16 protein-coding genes, 1 pseudogene and 1 riboswitch are annotated in these 19,750 nt (G+C 66.0%); of the genes and pseudogenes, 14 read left to right on the forward strand and 3 right to left on the reverse strand.

Features of this window, described 5'->3' with window-relative positions; genetic code table 11:
• The first annotated feature begins 4 nt into the window (after nt 1–4).
• The 6 genes and pseudogenes from araA to SMD14_RS03925 all read left to right on the forward strand — a co-directional run bounded on the left by araA (nt 5) and on the right by SMD14_RS03925 (nt 4,124).
• Nucleotides 5–1,525, forward strand: coding sequence for an L-arabinose isomerase (gene araA / locus SMD14_RS03905; RefSeq protein WP_321215383.1), 1,521 nt, complete (start codon nt 5–7; stop codon nt 1,523–1,525).
• Nucleotides 1,515–1,577, forward strand: a pseudogene (locus tag SMD14_RS20255) (hypothetical protein); the annotation flags it as partial. The gene araA and the pseudogene SMD14_RS20255, both read left to right, overlap by 11 nt.
• Nucleotides 1,574–2,587 carry a LacI family DNA-binding transcriptional regulator gene (locus SMD14_RS03910; RefSeq protein WP_321215384.1) on the forward strand — a complete coding sequence of 338 codons (1,014 nt, stop codon included), beginning with the start codon at nt 1,574–1,576 and terminating at the stop codon, nt 2,585–2,587. The pseudogene SMD14_RS20255 and the gene SMD14_RS03910, both read left to right, overlap by 4 nt.
• Before the next feature lie 94 nt (nt 2,588–2,681).
• A complete protein-coding gene (locus tag SMD14_RS03915; protein WP_157239070.1) occupies nt 2,682–2,885 on the forward strand; it encodes a hypothetical protein in 204 nt (67 codons plus the stop codon).
• A gap of 91 nt (nt 2,886–2,976) precedes the next feature.
• Nucleotides 2,977–3,279, forward strand: a complete 303-nt coding sequence (locus SMD14_RS03920; protein WP_018762118.1) for a DUF4193 domain-containing protein — start codon at nt 2,977–2,979, stop codon at nt 3,277–3,279.
• Nucleotides 3,280–3,575: 296 nt separating this feature from the next.
• Nucleotides 3,576–4,124: a hypothetical protein gene (locus tag SMD14_RS03925; RefSeq protein ID WP_321215385.1), complete on the forward strand. Its 549-nt coding sequence runs from the start codon at nt 3,576–3,578 to the stop codon at nt 4,122–4,124.
• 108 nt (nt 4,125–4,232) lie between these two features.
• On the opposite strand, the gene SMD14_RS03930 is transcribed toward SMD14_RS03925, so the two are convergent.
• A complete protein-coding gene (locus SMD14_RS03930; RefSeq protein WP_321215386.1) occupies nt 4,233–5,789 on the reverse strand; it encodes an APC family permease in 1,557 nt (518 codons plus the stop codon).
• A 221-nt stretch (nt 5,790–6,010) separates the two neighbouring features.
• Here SMD14_RS03930 and SMD14_RS03935 point away from each other — a divergent pair, with 221 nt between their 5' ends.
• Complete coding sequence (locus tag SMD14_RS03935; RefSeq protein WP_157239065.1) at nt 6,011–6,490, forward strand: Dps family protein; 480 nt, start codon at nt 6,011–6,013, stop codon at nt 6,488–6,490.
• 102 nt (nt 6,491–6,592) lie between these two features.
• On the opposite strand, the gene SMD14_RS03940 is transcribed toward SMD14_RS03935, so the two are convergent.
• Nucleotides 6,593–8,170, reverse strand: a complete 1,578-nt coding sequence (locus tag SMD14_RS03940) for an MFS transporter (RefSeq protein ID WP_409339717.1) — start codon at nt 8,168–8,170, stop codon at nt 6,593–6,595.
• A gap of 72 nt (nt 8,171–8,242) precedes the next feature.
• Here SMD14_RS03940 and SMD14_RS03945 point away from each other — a divergent pair, with 72 nt between their 5' ends.
• The 4 genes from SMD14_RS03945 (at nt 8,243) to SMD14_RS03960 (ending at nt 14,989) form a co-directional block, all read left to right on the forward strand.
• Nucleotides 8,243–8,782: a helix-turn-helix domain-containing protein gene (locus SMD14_RS03945; protein ID WP_321215388.1), complete on the forward strand. Its 540-nt coding sequence runs from the start codon at nt 8,243–8,245 to the stop codon at nt 8,780–8,782.
• 91 nt (nt 8,783–8,873) lie between these two features.
• Nucleotides 8,874–8,972, forward strand: a riboswitch (glycine riboswitch).
• A 179-nt stretch (nt 8,973–9,151) separates the two neighbouring features.
• Nucleotides 9,152–12,061: an aminomethyl-transferring glycine dehydrogenase gene (gcvP, locus tag SMD14_RS03950; RefSeq protein ID WP_321215389.1), complete on the forward strand. Its 2,910-nt coding sequence runs from the start codon at nt 9,152–9,154 to the stop codon at nt 12,059–12,061.
• Nucleotides 12,062–12,072: 11 nt separating this feature from the next.
• Nucleotides 12,073–13,233 (forward strand): glycine cleavage system aminomethyltransferase GcvT, encoded by a 1,161-nt coding sequence (gene gcvT / locus SMD14_RS03955; RefSeq protein ID WP_321215390.1) that lies wholly within the window; start codon nt 12,073–12,075, stop codon nt 13,231–13,233.
• Nucleotides 13,234–13,552: 319 nt separating this feature from the next.
• On the forward strand, nt 13,553–14,989 hold the full coding sequence (locus SMD14_RS03960) for an L-serine ammonia-lyase (protein ID WP_321215391.1): 1,437 nt from the start codon (nt 13,553–13,555) through the stop codon (nt 14,987–14,989).
• A 13-nt stretch (nt 14,990–15,002) separates the two neighbouring features.
• Here SMD14_RS03960 and SMD14_RS03965 read toward each other — a convergent pair whose 3' ends face one another.
• Nucleotides 15,003–15,548, reverse strand: a complete 546-nt coding sequence (locus SMD14_RS03965; protein WP_321215392.1) for a TspO/MBR family protein — start codon at nt 15,546–15,548, stop codon at nt 15,003–15,005.
• 168 nt (nt 15,549–15,716) lie between these two features.
• Here SMD14_RS03965 and SMD14_RS03970 point away from each other — a divergent pair, with 168 nt between their 5' ends.
• From SMD14_RS03970 to SMD14_RS03980, 3 genes are all read left to right on the forward strand, one after another.
• Complete coding sequence (locus SMD14_RS03970) at nt 15,717–16,790, forward strand: peptidoglycan bridge formation glycyltransferase FemA/FemB family protein (RefSeq protein WP_321215393.1); 1,074 nt, start codon at nt 15,717–15,719, stop codon at nt 16,788–16,790.
• A 102-nt stretch (nt 16,791–16,892) separates the two neighbouring features.
• Nucleotides 16,893–18,206: a peptidoglycan bridge formation glycyltransferase FemA/FemB family protein gene (locus tag SMD14_RS03975; RefSeq protein ID WP_321215394.1), complete on the forward strand. Its 1,314-nt coding sequence runs from the start codon at nt 16,893–16,895 to the stop codon at nt 18,204–18,206.
• Between the two features lie 36 nt (nt 18,207–18,242).
• The gene (locus SMD14_RS03980) at nt 18,243–19,745 is read left to right on the forward strand and encodes a threonine/serine exporter family protein (RefSeq protein ID WP_321215395.1); all 1,503 of its coding nucleotides are present in this window, start codon (nt 18,243–18,245) and stop codon (nt 19,743–19,745) included.
• The last annotated feature ends 5 nt before the right edge of the window (nt 19,746–19,750 follow it).

Raw genomic sequence — 19,750 nt, forward strand, 5'->3', positions numbered from 1 at the left:
ATCCATGAGCACCGCAGCAAACACTTCCCTCGACGGCTACGAGGTCTGGTTCCTCACCGGCAGCCAGCACCTGTACGGGGAGGAAGTCCTCAAGCAGGTGGCCGCCCAGTCCCAGGAGATCGCCAACCAGCTCAACGCCAATTCCGCCGTCCCGGTCAGGATTGTCTGGAAGCCTGTCCTCACGGATTCGGACGCCATCCGGCGCACGGCCCTGGAAGCGAACTCGGATGATTCCGTGATCGGTGTAACCGCCTGGATGCACACGTTCAGCCCGGCCAAGATGTGGATCCAGGGCCTGGACCTGCTGCGCAAGCCGCTGCTGCACCTGCACACCCAGGCCAACCGGGACCTGCCGTGGGCGGACATCGACTTCGACTTCATGAACCTGAACCAGGCCGCGCATGGAGACCGCGAGTTCGGGTACATCCAGTCCCGCCTGGGCATCGCCCGGAAGACCGTCGTCGGGCACGTCTCCAACCCTGACGTGGCACGCCAGGTGGGTTCCTGGCAGCGGGCCGCCGCCGGATGGGCCGCAGTCCGCACCCTGAAGCTGACCCGCTTCGGCGACAACATGCGCAACGTCGCCGTCACCGAAGGCGACAAGACCGAGGCGGAGCTGCGCTTCGGCGTCGCCGTGAACACGTGGTCCGTCAACGAGCTCGCCGAGGCCGTGCACGGCGCGGCGGAGGCCGACGTCGACGCCTTGGTGGCGGAATATGAGGACCTTTACGACGTGGTGCCGGAGCTCCGCGCAGGCGCGGCCAGGCATGAATCGCTGCGGTACGGGGCCCGGATCGAACTCGGCCTGCGCAGCTTCCTGGAGGCCAACGGCTCCGCCGCGTTCACCACGTCCTTCGAGGACCTGGGCGCCCTGCGCCAACTTCCCGGCCTCGCGGTGCAGAGGCTCATGGCCGCCGGGTACGGCTTCGGCGCCGAAGGCGACTGGAAGACCGCCATCCTGGTCCGCGCCGCGAAGGTGATGGGCGCAGGCCTGCCCGGCGGTGCCTCGCTCATGGAGGACTACACCTACCACCTGGAACCCGGGTCCGAGAAGATCCTGGGCGCGCACATGCTGGAAGTCTGCCCTTCACTCACGGCATCGAAGCCGCGCCTGGAAATCCACCCGCTGGGCATCGGCGGCAAGGAAGACCCGGTCCGCCTGGTGTTCGACGCCGATGCCTCCCCGGGCGTCGTCGTCGCCCTGTCCGACATGCGGGACCGTTTCCGCCTGGTGGCAAACGCCGTCGACGTCGTTCCCCTGGAGCAGCCGCTGCCCAACCTGCCCGTGGCCCGCGCCCTGTGGGAGCCCAAGCCGGACTTCGCAACCTCCGCCGCGGCATGGCTCACCGCCGGCGCCGCCCACCATACCGTTCTCTCCACCCAGGTGGGCATGGCAGTGTTCGAGGACTTCGCCGAGATCGCCAAAACCGAACTGCTGACCATTGACGAAGGCACCTCCATCCGGCAGTTCAAGAAGGACCTCAACTGGAACGCCGCCTACTACAAGCTGGCCGGCGGGATCTGATCCCGTGGCACGGCTGAGCTCCCGGCCCCTGCCACGGACTAGAACGCCGTGACGCGCGGCAAGCCTCGCCGGCTGCCGAGGCTTGAGGACGTGGCGGAGCTGGCCGGGGTCTCGCACCAGACCGTGTCACGGGTGGTCAACAACCACCCCAACGTGAGCGCGGGGACGCGGGAAAGAGTGGAAGCGGTGATAGCCCGGCTTGGCTACCGCCGCAACACCGCAGCCCGGAGCCTGGTCACCCGGCGCTCGCAGACCATCGGGGTCCTGGGCAGCGAGCTCTCCCAGTACGGTCCTGCCAATACATTGCTGGGCGTGGAACGCGCTGCAAGGGACGCGGGATATTTCGTCAGCGTCGCCGCGTTGCGGGAGGTCAGCCGTGACGCGATCCTTGACGCCGTCAGGCACTTCCTGGACCAGTCGGTGGACGGCATCGTGGTGATCGTTCCGCACCTTGAGACGCTGGCGGCGCTGGCGGAACTTCCCATCGGAGTGCCGGTGGTGGCCGTGGGACCCGATGGGAACGACACGGTTGGCGGCGTCAGGGTGGACCAGCGCCGCGGGGCTGAACTGGCCGTGCGGCACCTTATCGGGCAGGGGCACGTCCGGATCGGGCACGTCGCGGGGCCGCAGGACTGGATCGATGCCGTGGCGCGCGCCGACGGCTGGCGGTCCACCCTTGCCTCTGCCGGACTCGATACGGACCTGATCATCGAAGGTGACTGGAGCGCCGGCAGCGGCTACGAAATCGGCCGGCGGATCGCGGCGACCCGCCGGGCAACTGCCCTCTTCGTGGGCAACGACCAGATGGCCTTGGGAGTCCTGCGCGCACTGACCGAGGCCGGCATCAAGGTGCCGCAGGACGTGTCCGTGGTGGGCTTCGACGACCAGCCCGAGGCCGGCTACTTCAGTCCGCCGCTGACGGTGGTCCGGCAGGACTTCGAGGAACTGGGCCGGCGGTGCATGCAGATGATGTTCACGGCGTTCGACGGCACGGAAGGACCCCGGACACTCGTGGTGGAGCCGGAACTCGTCCTGCGCAGCAGCACGGCGCCGCCCGCCTGAAAAGTCCGCCCGGAGACCGGGCCGGCAGCTGATTTAATCCGGGGGAGACCGCCGCGAAACGTGGCCACAACAATCGCTGCGTAGGTTTCATTGCATGACGGACACCCTGCTCATCCGGCTCCGCGACTGGCTGCTGGATACGTTCACCTACGAATCCGAGTCCAATGCCGCCGGCGCCATGGCCGACGCCAGCCGGTGGGGCTGGCTTCCGGCCTTGAGTGGAGTGTCCCTGGGCGCCGACCAGGCCCGGTCCGAGCATGCAGGAACAGCGGGTGGAAGCGGCGGAATGTCTGCTTAGCCACACTATTGCGCCAGTAGGGCGATAATGCCCTAAACTGCTGCACTGAGGTGCCTGAATGGCGCTGCGCAGCAACGAAAGTGAACAGGCTATGGCTACCGATTACGATGCTCCACGCAAGCAGGAAGAAGAGTCGCCCGCCGACTCTCTTGAGGCCCTCCAGGCGTCGCGGAGCGGCAACGCGCAGACAGCGGTTATCGATGTCGACGAGAACGACACTGCCGAGGGCATTGACCTGCCGGGTGCGGATCTTTCCAACGAGGAACTGACGGTCATTGTTGTTCCCGAGCAGTCCGATGAGTTCACCTGCTCGTCGTGCTTCCTGGTCCGCCACCGCTCGCAGGTTGCCCGGGAAAAAGACGGCCTGAAGTACTGCCGCGACTGCGAAGGCTGACCCTTCTTCCGGATTGCCCGGCGCCGGCCACCCCCTTCGGGTGACCGGCGCTTCTTGTCTCCTGCCGCCGTCGTTATCCCGGTAACGGCAAGGTGCCGGAACAATGCCGAAAGAACACGGAACGGGTTCCAAACGGGCCGGCGGGAAGCCATGTTTCGGCTCTCGCTATACAGGGGCGTGATGAAGGGCGCCGCGGGTTAACGGTTGCGTGGCGAAGCGGCAACAAACCTCGTTTCGCGCCGTAAACGCTCCTACTCTTGAGCTATCCATTCGCTCCACACATGGGTGGCTCCAAAATGAAAAAGTTCTACACCTGGCTGGCTGCCATCCTCCTGGCGGCCGGGCTGGGAATCGTGGTTCCGGGTCCCGCCTCCGCTTCCACCTCCTACTGCGGGCTCGTATGGGGGTCTTTGGCCAAGGCCGACCAAAGCATGAGCACCGCCACCGTCACCAATGTCCGGACCGGGCAGCACTACTGCTTCGACAGGATGGTGGTGGACCTCAACGGCGCCGTTGCGGGTTATACCGTGCGGTACGTTCCACAGATAGTCCAGGACGGGTCCGGCTTTGCCATCCCCGTCCGGGGGAACGCGCGCCTGCAGGTGACGGTGAACTCGCCCGCCTACGACGAGGACTACAACTCCACCTACAACCCGCCGAACCAGGCTGAGCTCTCAAACGTTGCCCGCTACCAGACTTTCCGCCAGGTGGTCCTTGCCGGCAGCTATGAGGGCTACACCAGCATCGGGCTGGGCGTACGGGCCCGCCTGCCGTTCCGGGTCTTCACCCTGGACGGGCCGGGCTCCGGGTCGCGCCTGGTGGTTGACGTGGCGCACTACTGGTGACAGTCAGGCAATCAGCACCGAAGGTGCCGTTCCCCCGGTTTCCAGGGGAACGGCACCTTCCTTCGCCGGCGGTGACGGCCTCCGGAAGCCTCCGGAAGCGTCCGCGCCTTACTCCGGGACCACCAGTGCGGGGGTATCCCGCTTAAGGGTCTCGCCGCGGAAGAAGCCGGGGCGGACCTTGGCCATGATGAGCATGACGACGGCACCGGACGCCAGGATGCCGACGCCCAGGACAAAGACCAGGCCCACCCCGAACACCTCCGAGCCGCTGCCGAACTCCGGCGCCCAGCTGTCCACGGCGGTCTGCAGGAACACTACGAACAGGCCCACGCCGCCCAGCACCGGGCATACCAGGCGGAGGAGGAAATGGCGCATGCTGTTGAACAGGCTGTGGCGGAAGTACCAGGCGCAGGCCAGGGCAGTGAGGCCGTAGTAGAAGCAGATCATCAGCCCGAGCGCCAGGATGGTGTCATTGAGGACATTCTCGCTGACCACGTGCATCACGGCGTAGAAGCCCGCGGACATGATGCCGGCGGCAACCGTGGCGAAGCCCGGCGTCGCAAACTTCCTGCTGACCCGGCTGAACGGCTCCGGAAGCGCGCCGTAGTACCCCATGGCCAGCAGGCTGCGGGACGGCGACATGAACGTGGACTGCAGGGACGCGGCGGAGCTGGACAGCACTGCCATGGACATAAGGATGGCGAACGGACCCATGATGGGAGAGGCCAGTGCCGTGAAGATGTTTTCGTGGATCTCGGTGTTGTTCAGGCCGTTGCCGGTATCACCTACGCCGGCGAACATCATGGTGGCGATGCTCACCGTCAGGTAGATCGCCAGGACGATCACGGCGGTCAGGGTTCCGGCCAGTCCTGCCGTCCTCTTGCCGTTGGAGGTTTCCTCATTGACGGTCAGGCAGACGTCCCAGCCCCAGTAGACAAAGATGGACAGTGAGATGCCTGCGGCGATCTGCCCGAAGGTCTCGATTCTGGTGACGTCGAACCACTCCCAGCTGAACGGGATGGCAGTGTCAGAGGCGGACCAGTTGGCGAAGGCCATGCCTACAAAGAGACCCAGGACAAGCAGCTGGAATCCCACCAGGCTGTACTGGACCAGCTTGGTGGTGTGCAAGCCGCGGTAGCTGACCCAAACGGCCAGGGCCACAAACACAAAGCAGGTCAGCACGTTCAGGGCCTTGTTTGCCGCCAGGTCGGCGAGCTCCGGCGAGCCCGTCAGCTGGGAAAGGAAGAGGTAAAAGAAGTCGACGGCGACTCCCGCGAGGTTGGAGAGCACAATGATGTTGGCCGCCAGCAGGCCCCACCCGCCCATCCAGCCAACCCACGGGCCGAAGGCCTTGGTGACCCAGGTGAAGGTGGTGCCGCTGTCCGGGGAATCGGCGTTGAGTTCCCGGTAGGCAAGGGAGACCAGGATCATGGGGATGAAACCGATCAGGAAGATGACGGGCAGCTGGAGCCCGGCTTCGTTGACCGTGGGGCCAAGGGCGCTGGTCAAGGTATAGGCGGGGGCGATGGTGGAAATGCCCAGGACGACGACGGCGAGGAGTCCCAGCTGCCCGCCCTTCAGTCCTTTGGGGCTCGTGCCGGCGGCTGCCGGTGAGGGCCTCCCGGAGCCGTAGGCGGATGTGCTGGTGCGGATGGTCTCGGTCATGGCACCACTTTCTGGAGAAGTTGAGACGACGGTCACTATATGAATGGCGTTCATTTAGTATGGAGGGGAGCGCCTCAGGAAGCAAGGAAAATAATGAACGGCGTTCTTTTGTTTCGGTTGTGAGCGATTTAGTAAGCTCACTGAGAAATTCCCCGCGAGCCCTCGGCCGTGCCCGATGGTGCTGGTAGCGTCGGGCTTACTGGACCAATTGAGGAGGATGCATGAAAGCTTCACCGACACTGACCAACAACCTGCAGGCCGTGCTCGCCGACCTGATTGAACTGCATATCCAGGGCAAGCAGGCGCACTGGAACATTGTGGGAACCAACTTCCGCGACCTCCACCTGCAGCTGGATGAGATCGTTGACGCTGCGCGCCAGTTCGCCGACGACACCGCCGAGCGGATGCGGGCCCTCCACGCCCTGCCTGACGGCCGCAGCTCCACCGTGGCCGGGTCCACCAGCCTGGCCCAGTTCCCTGACGGCCTGATCAGCACCAAGGATGCGATCGAGCGGATCGTGGCTGCCCTTGAGGCTGCCGTTGGCACCATGCGCAAGGTTCACGATGAGGTGGATGAAGAGGATCCCACCACCGCGGACCTGCTGCACGAGTTCATCGCCAAGCTGGAGCAGTTCGCCTGGATGGTCAATGCTGAAACCATGAAGCCCACCGCGAGCGTTACGGCGCCGGACTCCAAATAGCAGCACCCGCGGCGAAGCGGCCTGCCCGGCGCCCGCAGCCGGAGCCACACGCTCCGGCTGCGGGCGCTTTGCTGTCTCCGGCGGGGGCGCGCCTTGCGGCCTTCAGTTGGCTGCCTTGGGCACCTTCCGGAGTACGACGGCGGCGAGGACTGCCGCCGTCGCCATCAGTACCAGCCCAATCGCTGCGGTGACGTGCACCCCTGACTCGAAGGCCGAGCCGGCGGCCTGCCGGAGGGTGCTGGCCATGGGGCCCGGCAGGCCGGCCGCCAGTTCCATGGCTCCAGCGAGGGTCTCTCGGGCGTGCGCGGTGCTTTGGGCGGGGGCGGTTTCTGCCAGGCCGGCCGGAAGCCGCAGGTTGTGCTGGTAGGAAGCCGTGAGGATGGAACCCAGCACGGCGGTTCCCAAAACGGCGCCAATTTCGTACCCCGTCTCGGAAATCGCTGCCGCCGCCCCGGACTTTTCCGGCGGCACGCTTCCCAGGATGAGATCGTTGGAGATGGTCTCCGCCGTCCCCACGCCCAGTGCAAGGACCAGCAGCGCGCCGAGGAGCAGCGCGGGCCCGCCCCCGGTGCTTCCGAAAGCCACCATGCTGTAGCCGGCGGCGCTCATGGCGAGTCCTGCCGCCACCACGAAGCCCGGCCGTACTTTCCTCACCGCCGGCACCACGGCAAGGCCCGACACCATGGTGGCCACGAGTGCCGGGACCATGGCCATTCCGGCAGCCGAGGGGGACATGCCCTCAATGAGCTGGAGGTGCTGGGCGAGGAAGAGGATAAAGCCGTTGAATGAAAACAGGGCCAGGATATTGGCAGTGATGGCCATGCTGAACACCCTGTTCCGGAACAGGGGCAGGTCCAGCAGCGGACTGTGCAGCCGCTGCTGCCTGCGTACGAAGGCCGCGCCCATTGCCAGGCCGAGCGCCATGGTTAAGAGGGCTGTGGCGCCCGGGCCTTCGGTGGCCAGGTCCTTGATCCCGTAAACCATGGGAACCATGGTGAACAGGGAGAGCAGGATGCTGGGCACGTCCACCCTGCCCGGTGACGGGTCCCTGGACTCCGGGATGAAGGCCGGGCCCAGGGTCAGGAGCGGCAGCATGATGGGCACTGCCACCAGGAGTACGGCTCCCCACCAGAACTGTTCCACCAGCCAACCGCCCAGGATGGGCCCCAGTGCGGCGCCGCCCGAGAATCCGGCGGCCCAGATGGCGATGGCCAACCTCCGACGGTTGGGGTCCGGGAAGATGTTGCGGATCAGGGACAGCGTGGCGGGCATCAGCATGGCGCCGAAGAAGCCAAGGAAAGCCCTGCCTGCGATGAGCCATCCGGCGCTGGGGGCAAAAGCGGTTGCTGCCGAGACTGCGGCAAAGCCGATGCTGCCGATGACCAGCAGGCGGCGCCGGCCGATCCTGTCGCCCAGGCTTCCCATGGCAACCAGCAGCCCGGCCAGCACCAGCGGGTAGGCGTCCACAATCCACAGCAGTTCTACCCCCGAGGTGCGGAGGGCGGCGGCAATGGCAGGCAGGGCGAAGGACAGGGCCGTGTTGTCCACGGCTACCAGCAGGACCGGGAACATCAGCAGGCCCAGCGCCAGCCAGTCGCGCCAGCTGCCCCCGGGCAGGCCTGGCGCGGGCAATGCGGTTGGAGCCGGGCGGATGGTGCTCTGTTGGGAGGCGGCGGGCATGATCATGCTTTAACTATACCGTCTGGACGGTATAGTTAAGAAACAGCTTCGTGACCATGCATGATGGGAACCATGGCCAGAAAACCCGTTGCGCGAGATGCCGTCCTGGATGCCTTCGAAGAACTCCTGATCGACGTGGGGGAGCGGGCTGCCACCCTGGACGCGGTGGCCAAGCGCGCGGGCGTCTCCAAGGGGGGCCTCCTGTACCACTTCCCCAACAAGGAAGCGCTGATCGCCGCCACCCTTGAACGGCTGGACCGCCTGGCAGGGGAGGACCTCGCCGCCATGGCCTCCGCGCCGGAGGGGGCGGCGGCATACTTCATCAAGTCGTCGCTGTGGTCCGATACTCCAATGGACCGCTCCTTTGTTGCCGTGACGCGGCTGGCGGAGGTGGCCCACGAGGAAGCCCGCCGCCGCTTCGCCGCCATCCAGCAGCAATGGCTGGAGCTTATCGGACAGGACGTGGGCACGCCCATGGCAAAGGCAGTGCTGTACATGGGGGACGGGCTGTACTTCAACGCCATGTGGGAAAGCGGGCCGTCCGGGAAGGCGGGGAGCAGGCGGGCGGACGTGGCGGAACTCCTGTCAGCCGTGGAGCGGCTACGGGGCTAGCTGACATTTGCCCCCGGGCCCGCGGCATAGGAGAATTGTGCTGTGTGCGGGCCGTTACCCGTACGCCAAGACAACCCAAATGAATAGCCTTTGATCTGCGGCGGGAGAGTTCTGCCAGAAGGTACAAGCAGGCGCCGTAGGAGCAATACCTCCCCAGGAATCTCACAGGCCCATGTACCGCCGCGGCGAGGCACCTCTGGAAAGCAGCACGCCGTCCGCTTTGAGGTCCGTTCCCCGGATCCCTTGACTGACGTGCTCACCGACGGTGCAAGCGGTGCCCGCGTGTTCAGGCAACGCGGAAACTCTCAGGTACAGATACAGAGCGGGGAGGACCCGAATCGATGTGGCGTATCCTGCGCCGCCTTAGTTATGGAGTTCCTCGTGACTGTATCTCCGGCCTCCGCCGTTCCGGCCACTGCCACCCCGGCAACTGCCGAACCCGCTTCTGCCGCCACCTTTGTTGACCGGCACATCGGCGCAAGGCGCAAGGCCGACGTCGAAACCATGCTCAAGGCCGTGGGCTACGACACCGTGGACGCGCTGGTTGATACCGCCGTCCCCAAGGACATCCGGCAGGACTCTGCGCTGGAACTGGCAGGTGCGCTGAGCGAGGTGGAGGCCCTCACTGAGCTCCGCCGGCTGGCCGGCAAGAACAAGACCGCGGTGCAGATGATCGGCCAGGGCTACTACGACACCGTCACGCCGCCGGTGATCCGCCGCAACATCCTCGAGGGCCCGGCGTGGTACACCGCATACACCCCGTACCAGCCGGAGATTTCCCAGGGCCGGCTCGAGGCGCTGCTGAACTTCCAGACCATGGTGCAGGACCTGGTGGGCCTGCCCATCGCCAATGCCTCCCTGCTGGACGAAGCAACGGCCGTGGCCGAGGCCGTGCTGATGATGCGGCGGGCCAATAAGAACGCAGATGCCCGGGACGGCAAGACTGTGCTGGACGCCGACTGCCTGCCGCAGACCATTGCCATCGTGAGGGGACGGGCAGAGGCACTGGGCTTCGAGGTGGAAGTGGCCGACCTTTCCAACGGACTTCCCAACGGCGCCATCAATGGTGTGGTGCTCCAGCAGCCGGGCGCTTCCGGCCGCGTCTTTGACCACGCCGCAGTGATTGCCGACGCCAAGAGCCGCGGGGCGCTGGTGACCGTGGCCGCCGACCTCCTGGCCCTCACCCTCATCACGCCTCCCGGCGAGCAGGGCGCGGACATCGCCGTGGGCTCCGCCCAGCGCTTCGGCGTCCCGCTGTTCTACGGCGGCCCGCACGCGGCCTACATGGCTGTGCAGAAGGGCCTCGAACGCTCCATGCCGGGCCGCCTCGTCGGTGTCTCGAAGGACAACGCCGGCGTTCCCGCCTACCGCCTGGCACTCCAGACCCGCGAGCAGCACATCCGCCGCGAGAAGGCCACGTCCAACATCTGCACCGCCCAGGCGTTGCTGGCCATCGTGGCTTCGATGTACGCCGTGTACCACGGCCCGGAGGGCCTGAAGGCGATCGCCCAGTCAGCACACTCCCACGCGAAGATGCTGGCCGCGTCCCTCAAGGCCGCCGGTTTGGACGTGCTGCACACCAGTTTCTTCGACACCGTCACCGTCTCCGTGCCGGGCAAGGCTGCCGGGATCGTCGCTGCCGCCGAAGCCACGGGCATCAACCTGCGCCTCATCGACGCGGACACGGTGGGCTTCTCCGCCGATGAAACGACAACATCAGAAATTGCCGCCGGGGTGCTGAAGGCCTTCGGCGTCCCGGCCGCCGCGGACGGCGAGGGAGAATTCGCGCTGGACGCCGCCGTCGTGCGTTCCTCCGGGTACCTGCAGCACCCGGTGTTCAACACGCACCGTTCCGAAACCCAGCTGCTGCGCTACATCAGGAAGCTATCGGACCGTGACCTTGCGCTGGACCGCACCATGATCCCGCTGGGCTCCTGCACCATGAAGCTGAACGCCACGGCCGAGATGGAAGCCATCTCCTGGCCGGAGTTCGCCTCCATCCATCCGTTCGCCCCGGACTCCCAGACGGAGGGCTGGCGCGAACTGATTGCCGACCTCGAGGCGCAGCTGACCGAGATCACCGGGTACGACCAGGTGTCCATCCAGCCCAACGCCGGCTCGCAGGGCGAGCTCGCCGGCCTGCTGGCGATCCGCGGCTACCACCACTCCCGCGGGGACCAGCAGCGCAACGTCTGCCTGATCCCGGCATCGGCGCACGGCACCAACGCCGCGTCCGCAGTCCTGGCCGGCATGAAGGTGGTGGTGGTGGCCACGGCACCGGACGGAACTATCGACCACACTGACCTGTACGCCAAGATCGAAGCCAACAAGGATGCCCTGTCCTGCATCATGATCACGTACCCGTCCACTCACGGGGTGTATGACGCCGACGTCCGTGAAGTCTGCGACGCCGTCCACGCAGCCGGCGGCCAGGTATACATCGACGGCGCCAACCTCAACGCGCTTGTCGGCCTCGCCCAGCCGGGCAAGTTCGGCGGCGACGTCTCGCACCTGAACCTGCACAAGACCTTCTGCATCCCGCACGGCGGCGGAGGACCCGGCGTCGGACCCGTTGCTGCCAAGGCACACCTGGCACCGTTCATGCCCGGCAACGCCGCCACCTGGACCGAAGGCAACGACGTGCCGATTTCGGCGTCAAAGTACGGCTCCGCGGGCGTGCTCCCCATTTCCTGGGCGTACGTGAAGCTGATGGGCGGCCACGGACTCACCGAGGCCACCAAGTCCGCGCTGCTGGCAGCGAACTACGTCGCAGCCCGCCTGAACGATTTCTTCCCGGTCCTCTACACCGGCGAAGGCGGGCTTGTGGCACACGAGTGCATCCTTGACCTGCGCGAGCTCACGGCACGGACCGGGGTCACGGCCGAGGACGTGGCCAAGCGGCTCATCGACTACGGCTTCCACGCCCCCACCCTGGCCTTCCCCGTCGCGGGGACGCTCATGGTGGAGCCCACGGAGTCCGAGGACCTCGGGGAAATCGACCGCTTCATCGAGGCCATGATCGCGATCCGCGCCGAAATCGACCAGGTGGCGGACGGTGACTTCACTGTTGCAGACAGCCCGCTCCGGAACGCTCCGCACACGGCCGCGGCGGCGATCAGCAGCGACTGGGACCGCGCCTACCCCCGCGAGCAGGCCGTATTCCCGGTGAAATCGCTTAAGCAGGACAAGTACTTCCCGCCGGTGGGCCGCATCGACGGCGCAGCGGGGGACCGGAACCTGATCTGCTCCTGCCCGCCGCTTTCCGAGTTCGAAAACTAAGGACACGCTCCATGGCTGAGAAGCACACTGCCCTGTACGACGAGCACAAGAAGCTGGGCGCATCCTTCACCGACTTCGGCGGCTGGCAGATGCCGCTCAAGTACAGCTCCGAGCTCGCCGAACACCGCGCCGTCCGGAAGAGCGCCGGCCTGTTCGACCTCTCCCACATGGGCGAAGTCTGGGTGACCGGGACGGACGCGGCCGCCTTCCTGGACTACGCGCTGGTGGGAAAGCTCTCCGCCATGCCCGTGGGCAAGGCCAAGTACTCGCTGATCTGCCAGGAGGACGGCGGCATCATCGACGACCTCATCACGTACCGCCGTCCCGCATCCGCCGGGAGCGCAGAAGGCAGTACCGACCGCTTCCTGGTGGTCCCCAACGCCGGCAACGCCGCAGTGGTGGCTGCTGAGCTTTCCAAGCGGGCTGCCGGGTTCGATGTGGAGGTGGATGACGCCTCCGCCGTGACGTCACTGATCGCCGTCCAAGGCCCCATGGCGCAGGAACTGCTGCTCCGACTGGTCCCCGCAGCCCGGCACAGCCAGGTGACGGAACTGAAGTACTATGCCGCCGTCGAGGTCCCGTTCCTGGTGGGCGGCGCCGGACTGGACCTGCTGCTCGCACGCACAGGCTACACCGGCGAGGACGGGTTTGAGATCTTCGTGTCCAACGACGACGCCCCCGGCCTGTGGCAGGCACTCGTCGCCATTGCCGAGGACGGGGAGCTGACGCCCGCCGGGCTGGCCTCGCGCGACTCACTCCGGCTTGAGGCAGGCATGCCGCTCTACGGGAATGAGCTCTCCCTGCAGGGCGATCCCTTCGCCGCTGGCCTGGGACCCGTCGTCGCACTGTCCAAGGAAGGCGACTTCGTGGGGAAGGCGGCGCTCGCCGCGAAGAAGGACGCCGGCGCCGGCTCCACCACAGGCCGAAGGCTCGTCGGGCTCAAGGGACTCGGCCGCCGTGCAGGCCGGGCCCACTATCCGGTCCTCAAGGACGGCAAAGTGGTAGGCGAAGTCAGCTCCGGCCAGCCCTCACCCACCCTGGGGTACCCCATTGCCATGGCCTACGTGGACGTTGAGTTCACCGCTGTTGGCACCACCCTGGATATCGACCTGCGAGGTAAGGCAGAGCCGTTCGAAGTCGTCGACCTGCCGTTCTATAAACGCGCCAGGTAGGGCGCCTCCCCGTGGTCACCTTGGCCGGCAAGATCGTGGTTGCGTCCGCGTCGGCGGACCGGACATTTTCACGCCTGCTGCTCCTTCGTCGCTTTGACGCAGGCTTTCGAAAAGTCCGGCTCCGCTGACGCTCAGCGGGTCCTTCGCTCAGGTGAGTGGTCCAGGCGACTGGGTGGATTCCGGAGACGTGCTCCCCGCCATTCCCCTCGCCTCGCAAGCTCGGCCAGGGAACCCGAACGGCGTGGGCCCGGGCACGCGGAGGAATTCGGTCACCCGCCACCCAACCCCGCCACGAACTCTCTAGTTAGGAACCAAGCGCATGGCTGTTGGCGTTTTTGATCTGTTTTCCATTGGGATCGGACCTTCGAGTTCTCATACTGTGGGGCCGATGCGGGCTGCTGCTGTTTTTGCTGAGGAGCTCAAGGGCTCGGGGGTGCTGGCGGGGGTGGCGTCGTTGCGGGTGGATTTGTATGGGTCGTTGGCGGCGACGGGCCATGGGCATGGGACGATGACGGCCATTTTGCTGGGTTTGGAGGGGTTCCATCCGGAGCTGATTTTGCCGGAGGAGGTGGAGGAGCGGCTGGCGGCGATCGCGGAGACGGGGTTGCTGCAGCTGGCCGGTGCGGTGGCGTTGCCTTACGGGGTGAAGGATATGGTGCTGCGGCCGTTGACTGTCCTGCCGCGGCACACGAACGGGATGACGTTCACGGTCACCGACGCGTCCGGCGAGGTTCTGCATGCGGCGACGTTCTTTTCGGTGGGCGGGGGGTTCATTGTCCGTGAGGGCGAGGAGGACGCGGCCCAGCTGGAGCTGGAGGAGTCCAAGAAGGAGCTGCCGTTGCCGTTCCGGACCGCGGCGGAGTTGCTGGAGCATTGCCGGGAAACCGGGCTGGGCATCAGTGATGTGATGCGGGTGAACGAGGAGGACAGCCGCACCCCGGGGGAGATCCGGGCGGGCCTGCTGCACATCTATTCGGTGATGGAGGGGTGTGTGGCCGCGTCGCTGAAGCGTGAGGGGGTGCTGCCGGGCGGGTTGAAGGTCCGCCGCCGGGCCCCGGACTGGTATGACCGGCTGCGGAAGGAAAGCTCCCGGCCGGCCGGGTCCGAGGACGAAGGCGACGGGGCCGAGTTCCATGATCCGAAGTATTGGCAGGAGTGGGTTAATTTGATCGCCCTGGCGGTCAATGAGGAGAACGCCTCGGGCGGGCGGGTGGTCACGGCGCCGACGAACGGGGCGGCGGGGATCATCCCGGCGGTGCTGTATTACGCGCTGCATTTCGCGCCGGGGATGGAGAACGCGTCCCGGGTGGACCGGGAGGATGTGGTGGTGAAGTTCCTGCTCGCCGCGGGCGCGGTGGGGGTCCTGTACAAGGAGCAGGCGTCGATTTCGGGGGCTGAGGTGGGCTGCCAGGGCGAGGTGGGCTCGGCGTCGTCGATGGCCGCCGCAGGGCTGGCGGAGGTGATGGGCGGGACTCCGGCGCAGGTGGAGAACGCCGCGGAGATCGCGATGGAGCACAACCTGGGCCTGACCTGTGATCCGATCGGGGGCCTGGTGCAGGTGCCCTGCATTGAACGGAACGCGATCGCGGCGGCGAAGGCGATCAACGCGGCGAAGATGGCGCTCTGGGGCGACGGCTCGCACCGGGTTTCGCTGGACGAGGTCATCGTGACCATGCGCGAGACCGGCAAGGACATGAGCTCCAAATACAAGGAAACGGCCATGGGCGGCCTCGCCGTCAACGTCGTCGAATGCTGACAGCGTTGAACCTTCAGTTGTGGGCCGCAGCCCACCAGTTCAAGGTGGACGCAAAGACCAGCCAGGCAATGTAGGGGAGCAGCAGCAGTCCCGCGGTCCGGCTGATGGGGCCGAAGTAGAGGACAGTCACCGTGACCGCGGCGATCAGGGCCACGATAATGGCCAGCGCCAGCCACAGGGCAGCCGTACCCATAGCGGGATAGAGACCGAAGAACACCGGAGTCCAGGCAAGGTTCAGGCCCAACTGGACCGCGTAGGCCGTTAACGCCGGCCTGGTCTTGGGAGCCCTCTTCCGCCACACCAGCCAGGCAGCCGCCGCCATGGCTGTGTAGAGCAGGGTCCATACCGGGCCGAAGAGCCAGTTGGGCGGGGACCAGGGCGCCTTGTCAGCCGTGGCGTACCATCCGTTCACGTTGTCAATGGTGGAGAATCCGCCGAGCCCAGCCACCAGGAAGGATGCCGCCAGGAATCCGGCCAGCACCGCTGCCTGGACCCGCGCGCTGTACGGCTGGTCGCTTGCATCCGGCGGGGATGACGACTCTTCACGGTTCGGCTGCATGCCTCCACCCTTGCCAACCGGTCCACCCGAGTCAAGGGCACGGGCCACGGCAGGCACGGGCCGGCTGCTGAAAAGCCGGGACGGCATCAGGCTTTAGACTTGAGGCTGCATGTCCGCACGCAGACACGAGTACCGAACCGCGCACGAAACCGATTGGACACGGCCCCCTTGCGAGAATTCACCGCACGATTCGCCACCGCCGAGGAAATTGAAAACTGGGACAAGCACGTCACGGCCAATCCCAACGGCGGCAACATGCTGCAGTCCGCCGCATATGCCTCAGTCAAGAACGCCAGCGGCTGGAAAGTCCGGTTCCTAGTGCTGGAGAACGCGGCAACCGCCAGCTACAACCTGGTACTCGAAAAGAGTTTCCCGCTGCTCGGCCGGCTTTGGTACCTCATCAAGGGCCCGGACCTGGCAGCAGCTGATGACCTGAAAGCAGCGCTGGAAGCCTGTGCGGCTTTCGTCCGTAGCCGGAAGCTCAACGTCTTCACCATCAAGATCGAGCCGGACGTCGTCGACTCCGACGAGGCCCAGGCCCACCTGCAAGACGCAGGCCTGGTCAAGGCACCCAACATCCAGTCCAACGACTCCACGGCCCTGCTGGACATCTCCGGACCGGAAGAGGCAGTGTTCAAGGCCATCTCCTCCCGCGCCCGCAACGCCATCCGCCGCGCTGAGCGGGAAGGCTGCGAAGTGGTCCGCGAAGAACACGGCCCGGAAACCTACCGGGCCCTTTATGACCTCATGGCCGACACCGTCAAGGCCAAGGGCTCCATGCCCCTGCGCAGCTACGAGTACTACGCAGCCTTCTGGGACGAATTCTGCAACCGGGGCCAGGGCAGTTTCTTCTTCACCTACGAGGACGGAAAGCCCAGCGTGGGAGCCTTCGTCATCAATTACGGGGCCAAAGCCACCTATAAGGACGGCGGCTCGACCCAAAACCGCAAGCAATACGGTGATTCCCACCTGGTGCAGTGGGCCGCCATCCGCCGCATGCAGGAGCTGGGCTGCACGGAATACGACTTCTGCGGGACCCCGCCGGCTTCCCGGATCAAGGACAAGACCCACAACCTGTACGGCATGGGCATGTTCAAGACCAGCTTCACCAAGACGGTCACCGACTTCGTGGGATGCCACGACTACGTTCTCTCGCCCTTGAGACACCGGCTCTGGGTCAACGGAGCAGAGAAGGTCTTCCGCCGGATCGAAACCGCCCGCACCGGCCAGCAGTTCTACTGACCGCGAGCAGGAGCGCCCCCGCCGGCTGCCCTGCCCATCCCGACCGACCTCGCCCGCCGCCCGCCATTTGCCAAGCCTCTTATCCGTGAAGAAGGTAACTCCTTGAATGCAGTCCCCGCCGCCGATCTCGAGTTCGCCGTGCTCAGCGATGCCGAATTCGAGCAGTTCGCGCTGAAGCACCCGCAGAACAGCTTTCTCCAGTCCGTTGACTTTGCCCGGTTCCAGCGCGCCAGGGGACAGCAGGTGGAGCTTTTCGGGGTCCGGCAGCACGGCGAACTGGTTGCAGCGGGGAAACTGAACTACACCACCACCCGGCTGGGGTACACAGTCTGCGAATGCGCCAAGGGACCCCTGATGGACTACACGGACCCTGACCTGGTGCGTGCCGTCGTCGGACTCCTCCGCAAACGCGCGGCGGAGCGCAAAGCCGCCGAACTGCGGATCTCCCCGAACCTCAGGTACATTGCGCGTGACGCCGATGGTGCCGAGCACCCCGAGATCGAGGACAACAGGCCGCTGGTGGCACAGCTCGGCGGGCTGGGCTTCCGGCACCAGGGCCTGGACATGAACTTCGTGAACGTGAACTGGATGTTCATCAAGAACCTGGAAGGCATCCAGGACGCGGAAGAACTGATCATGGGCACCAGCTACCGGACCCGGAAGGCCATTCGGAAGGCCGAAAAGAACGGCGTCTTCCTGGAACAGGCCACCCTGGACACCCTGGACGAGTTCTACGGCGCCCTGAGCCGGGCCGGTGACGAAAAGGGCTTTGTTTACCGGGAACGCGCCTACTACGAGCAGCTGCTCAGCACCACGTCGCCTGAGTTCACCAAGCTCATGATGGCCAAGATCGACATCCCCGCCTACCGGAAGTCCATCACGGAGCGGCTTGCGGCGGAATCGGCCACCGCTGATGAACTGCGCGAGGAGGTGGCGGAGACAGGCAGCAAGAAGAAGAACAACCGCCTCAAAGTGGTCCAGGACCTGGTGGACAGCTACGAGCGAAGCCTGAAGGACATCGAACGCTTTCCCGACTCGGTGGGCGTGGCCACGGTGGCCGCCATCCACTTCGTCTGCTACGGCGACGAGGTGGTCTGCGTCATCGGCGGCACGGTGCAGGACTACATCTACTTCAACGGCGCTACCTCGCTGTACTGGGGAATGATGCTCCACGCCCTCGAAAAGGGGTACCCGCGGTACAACTTCTACGGGACGTTCGGCATCTCAGGCCAAGACGAGGAAGGCCACGGGGGCTACGCCTTCAAGAAGGGCTTCGGCGGGGAAGTGGTGCAGCTCCTGGGCGACTTCGTGCTGCCCGTCCGGCCCGCCGTGTTCCACGCCAACAAGCTGGCCAGGATGGCAGCCGGCGCCGCACGCGCCGTGCTGGGCAAGCTGCCGCTGAAGCGCTCCGCCTGACGCCGCCTGCACACCACCACAACGGGAGGAGGGACAATGACTGAGCGACCCGAGCGCCCCGGCGCCGGATCCCCGAAGGCCAGGCCGAACACGGACGGCCTGCCCAAGACCGAGCCGCTGACTCCCTCCCAGCTGCGGCAAAACGCTGCGGCCAGGAGAATGCTGCGTCGCCTGGTCCAGGGTGAAAACCCGCCCACGGCTCCCCTGAGCATCGTGGACAGGCTCACCGGCAGCCCCTACGCGAATCCCACGATCCAGGTGGGAGGGGTGGACACCTCCGCCCGCAAGACCCTGGACTTCGCCCTGCACCTGGCAGAAACCATGTTCCGCTATGGTGCGGGCGCCCTGGAAGTGGAGACCAGCATCATTGCCGTCACCGCCGCCCTGGGGCTGAAGAACATCGAGGTGGACATCACCAACCAGTCCGTTGGCATCAACTACGCCCCGAAGGACCAGACACCCATCGCACTGCTGCGTGTGGTCCGCTCCTGGACCAACAACTACGCCGGCCTGGCCAAGGTCCACCAGCTGGTGACCGACATCGTCGCCGGGGGAGTGGGCCGGGACGAGGCAATCCGGCGCCTGGACGAGGCCATCACCAGCCCCAAGCCGTTCCCGCGCTGGATGGTGACGGCGGCGTTCGGCGTTTTCGCAGCGGCATTCGTTGCCGTGCTGGGCGGCGGACCGGTGTCCTCTGCCATAGCGTTCGCAGCCAACATCGGAGTGAGCCTGCTGGCCCGCCAGCTGGGCCGGTGGCGGGTTCCCGACTTCTTCATAACGGCCAGCTGCTCTTTTGTGGTGACGCAATTGGCGCTGGTCCTCTGGCAGTTCGGCCTGACAACATCGCCGGCCATCGTGGTGGTGGGAGGCATCCTCCTGCTCCTGCCCACGGGACGCCTCGTCTCCTCAGTGCAGGACGCCATCAACGGCTTCCCTGTTACGGCCGCGGGACGGTTCCTGTCCACACTGCTCACCTTTGGAGCCATCGTGGCAGGCATCGCCGTCGCCTTCGTGGTCGGGGAGCTGACCGGCATGCAGCGCATTGACGTGACGCAGACCTTTCCGCCGGCCTACGACCTGTGGGTGCTGGTCATCCTTGTTGCCGTGGCGGTGATGGCCATCGGGGTCACGGAACAAACCAGCTGGCAGCTCCTGCTCCCCACCGCGGCGGTGGGGGTGGCCGGCTACTTCGTGCTGCTGGGCGGCGGACTGCTGGGCATCGGGGACCGGTTCTCTCCCGCCCTGGCCGCAGTGGCCATCGGCCTGCTGGCCCGCGTCGTTGCCCTGAGGATGGGCGCCCCCCAGCTGGTGGTGGCCGTGCCCGCAGCGCTGATCCTGCTTCCGGGCCTCACCATCTTCCGGTCCATGTACGTGCTCACCATCGAGGAAGCCGAGATCCTGCTGGGTGCCGGCGGGATGCTCAACGCCGGAGCCATTGTCCTGGGAACGGCCGGCGGGATCGTCCTTGGCGACACGCTGGCGCGGCCGCTGACCCGCAGCCTTGCCAGCAACGAGCGGCGCCGCGCCCGCCGCCGCTGACCGGC

The sequence above is a fragment of the Pseudarthrobacter oxydans genome (genome assembly GCF_034258515.1).
Classification (GTDB): domain Bacteria; phylum Actinomycetota; class Actinomycetes; order Actinomycetales; family Micrococcaceae; genus Arthrobacter.

Bases quoted from the DNA above. Each gene is read 5' to 3' on its own strand.
- gcvP (WP_321215389.1), top strand. From the start codon at position 9,152: ATGGAGTTCCTCGTGACTGTATCTCCGGCCTCCGCCGTTCCGGCCACT.
- SMD14_RS03980 (WP_321215395.1), top strand. From the start codon at position 18,243: ATGACTGAGCGACCCGAGCGCCCCGGCGCCGGATCCCCGAAGGCCAGG.
- araA (WP_321215383.1), top strand. From the start codon at position 5: ATGAGCACCGCAGCAAACACTTCCCTCGACGGCTACGAGGTCTGGTTC.
- SMD14_RS03915 (WP_157239070.1), top strand. From the start codon at position 2,682: ATGACGGACACCCTGCTCATCCGGCTCCGCGACTGGCTGCTGGATACG.
- SMD14_RS03925 (WP_321215385.1), top strand. From the start codon at position 3,576: ATGAAAAAGTTCTACACCTGGCTGGCTGCCATCCTCCTGGCGGCCGGG.
- SMD14_RS03930 (WP_321215386.1), bottom strand. From the start codon at position 5,789: ATGACCGAGACCATCCGCACCAGCACATCCGCCTACGGCTCCGGGAGG.
- SMD14_RS03945 (WP_321215388.1), top strand. From the start codon at position 8,243: ATGGCCAGAAAACCCGTTGCGCGAGATGCCGTCCTGGATGCCTTCGAA.
- SMD14_RS03940 (WP_409339717.1), bottom strand. From the start codon at position 8,170: ATGCCCGCCGCCTCCCAACAGAGCACCATCCGCCCGGCTCCAACCGCA.
- SMD14_RS03920 (WP_018762118.1), top strand. From the start codon at position 2,977: ATGGCTACCGATTACGATGCTCCACGCAAGCAGGAAGAAGAGTCGCCC.
- gcvT (WP_321215390.1), top strand. From the start codon at position 12,073: ATGGCTGAGAAGCACACTGCCCTGTACGACGAGCACAAGAAGCTGGGC.
- SMD14_RS03960 (WP_321215391.1), top strand. From the start codon at position 13,553: ATGGCTGTTGGCGTTTTTGATCTGTTTTCCATTGGGATCGGACCTTCG.
- SMD14_RS03965 (WP_321215392.1), bottom strand. From the start codon at position 15,548: ATGCAGCCGAACCGTGAAGAGTCGTCATCCCCGCCGGATGCAAGCGAC.
- SMD14_RS03935 (WP_157239065.1), top strand. From the start codon at position 6,011: ATGAAAGCTTCACCGACACTGACCAACAACCTGCAGGCCGTGCTCGCC.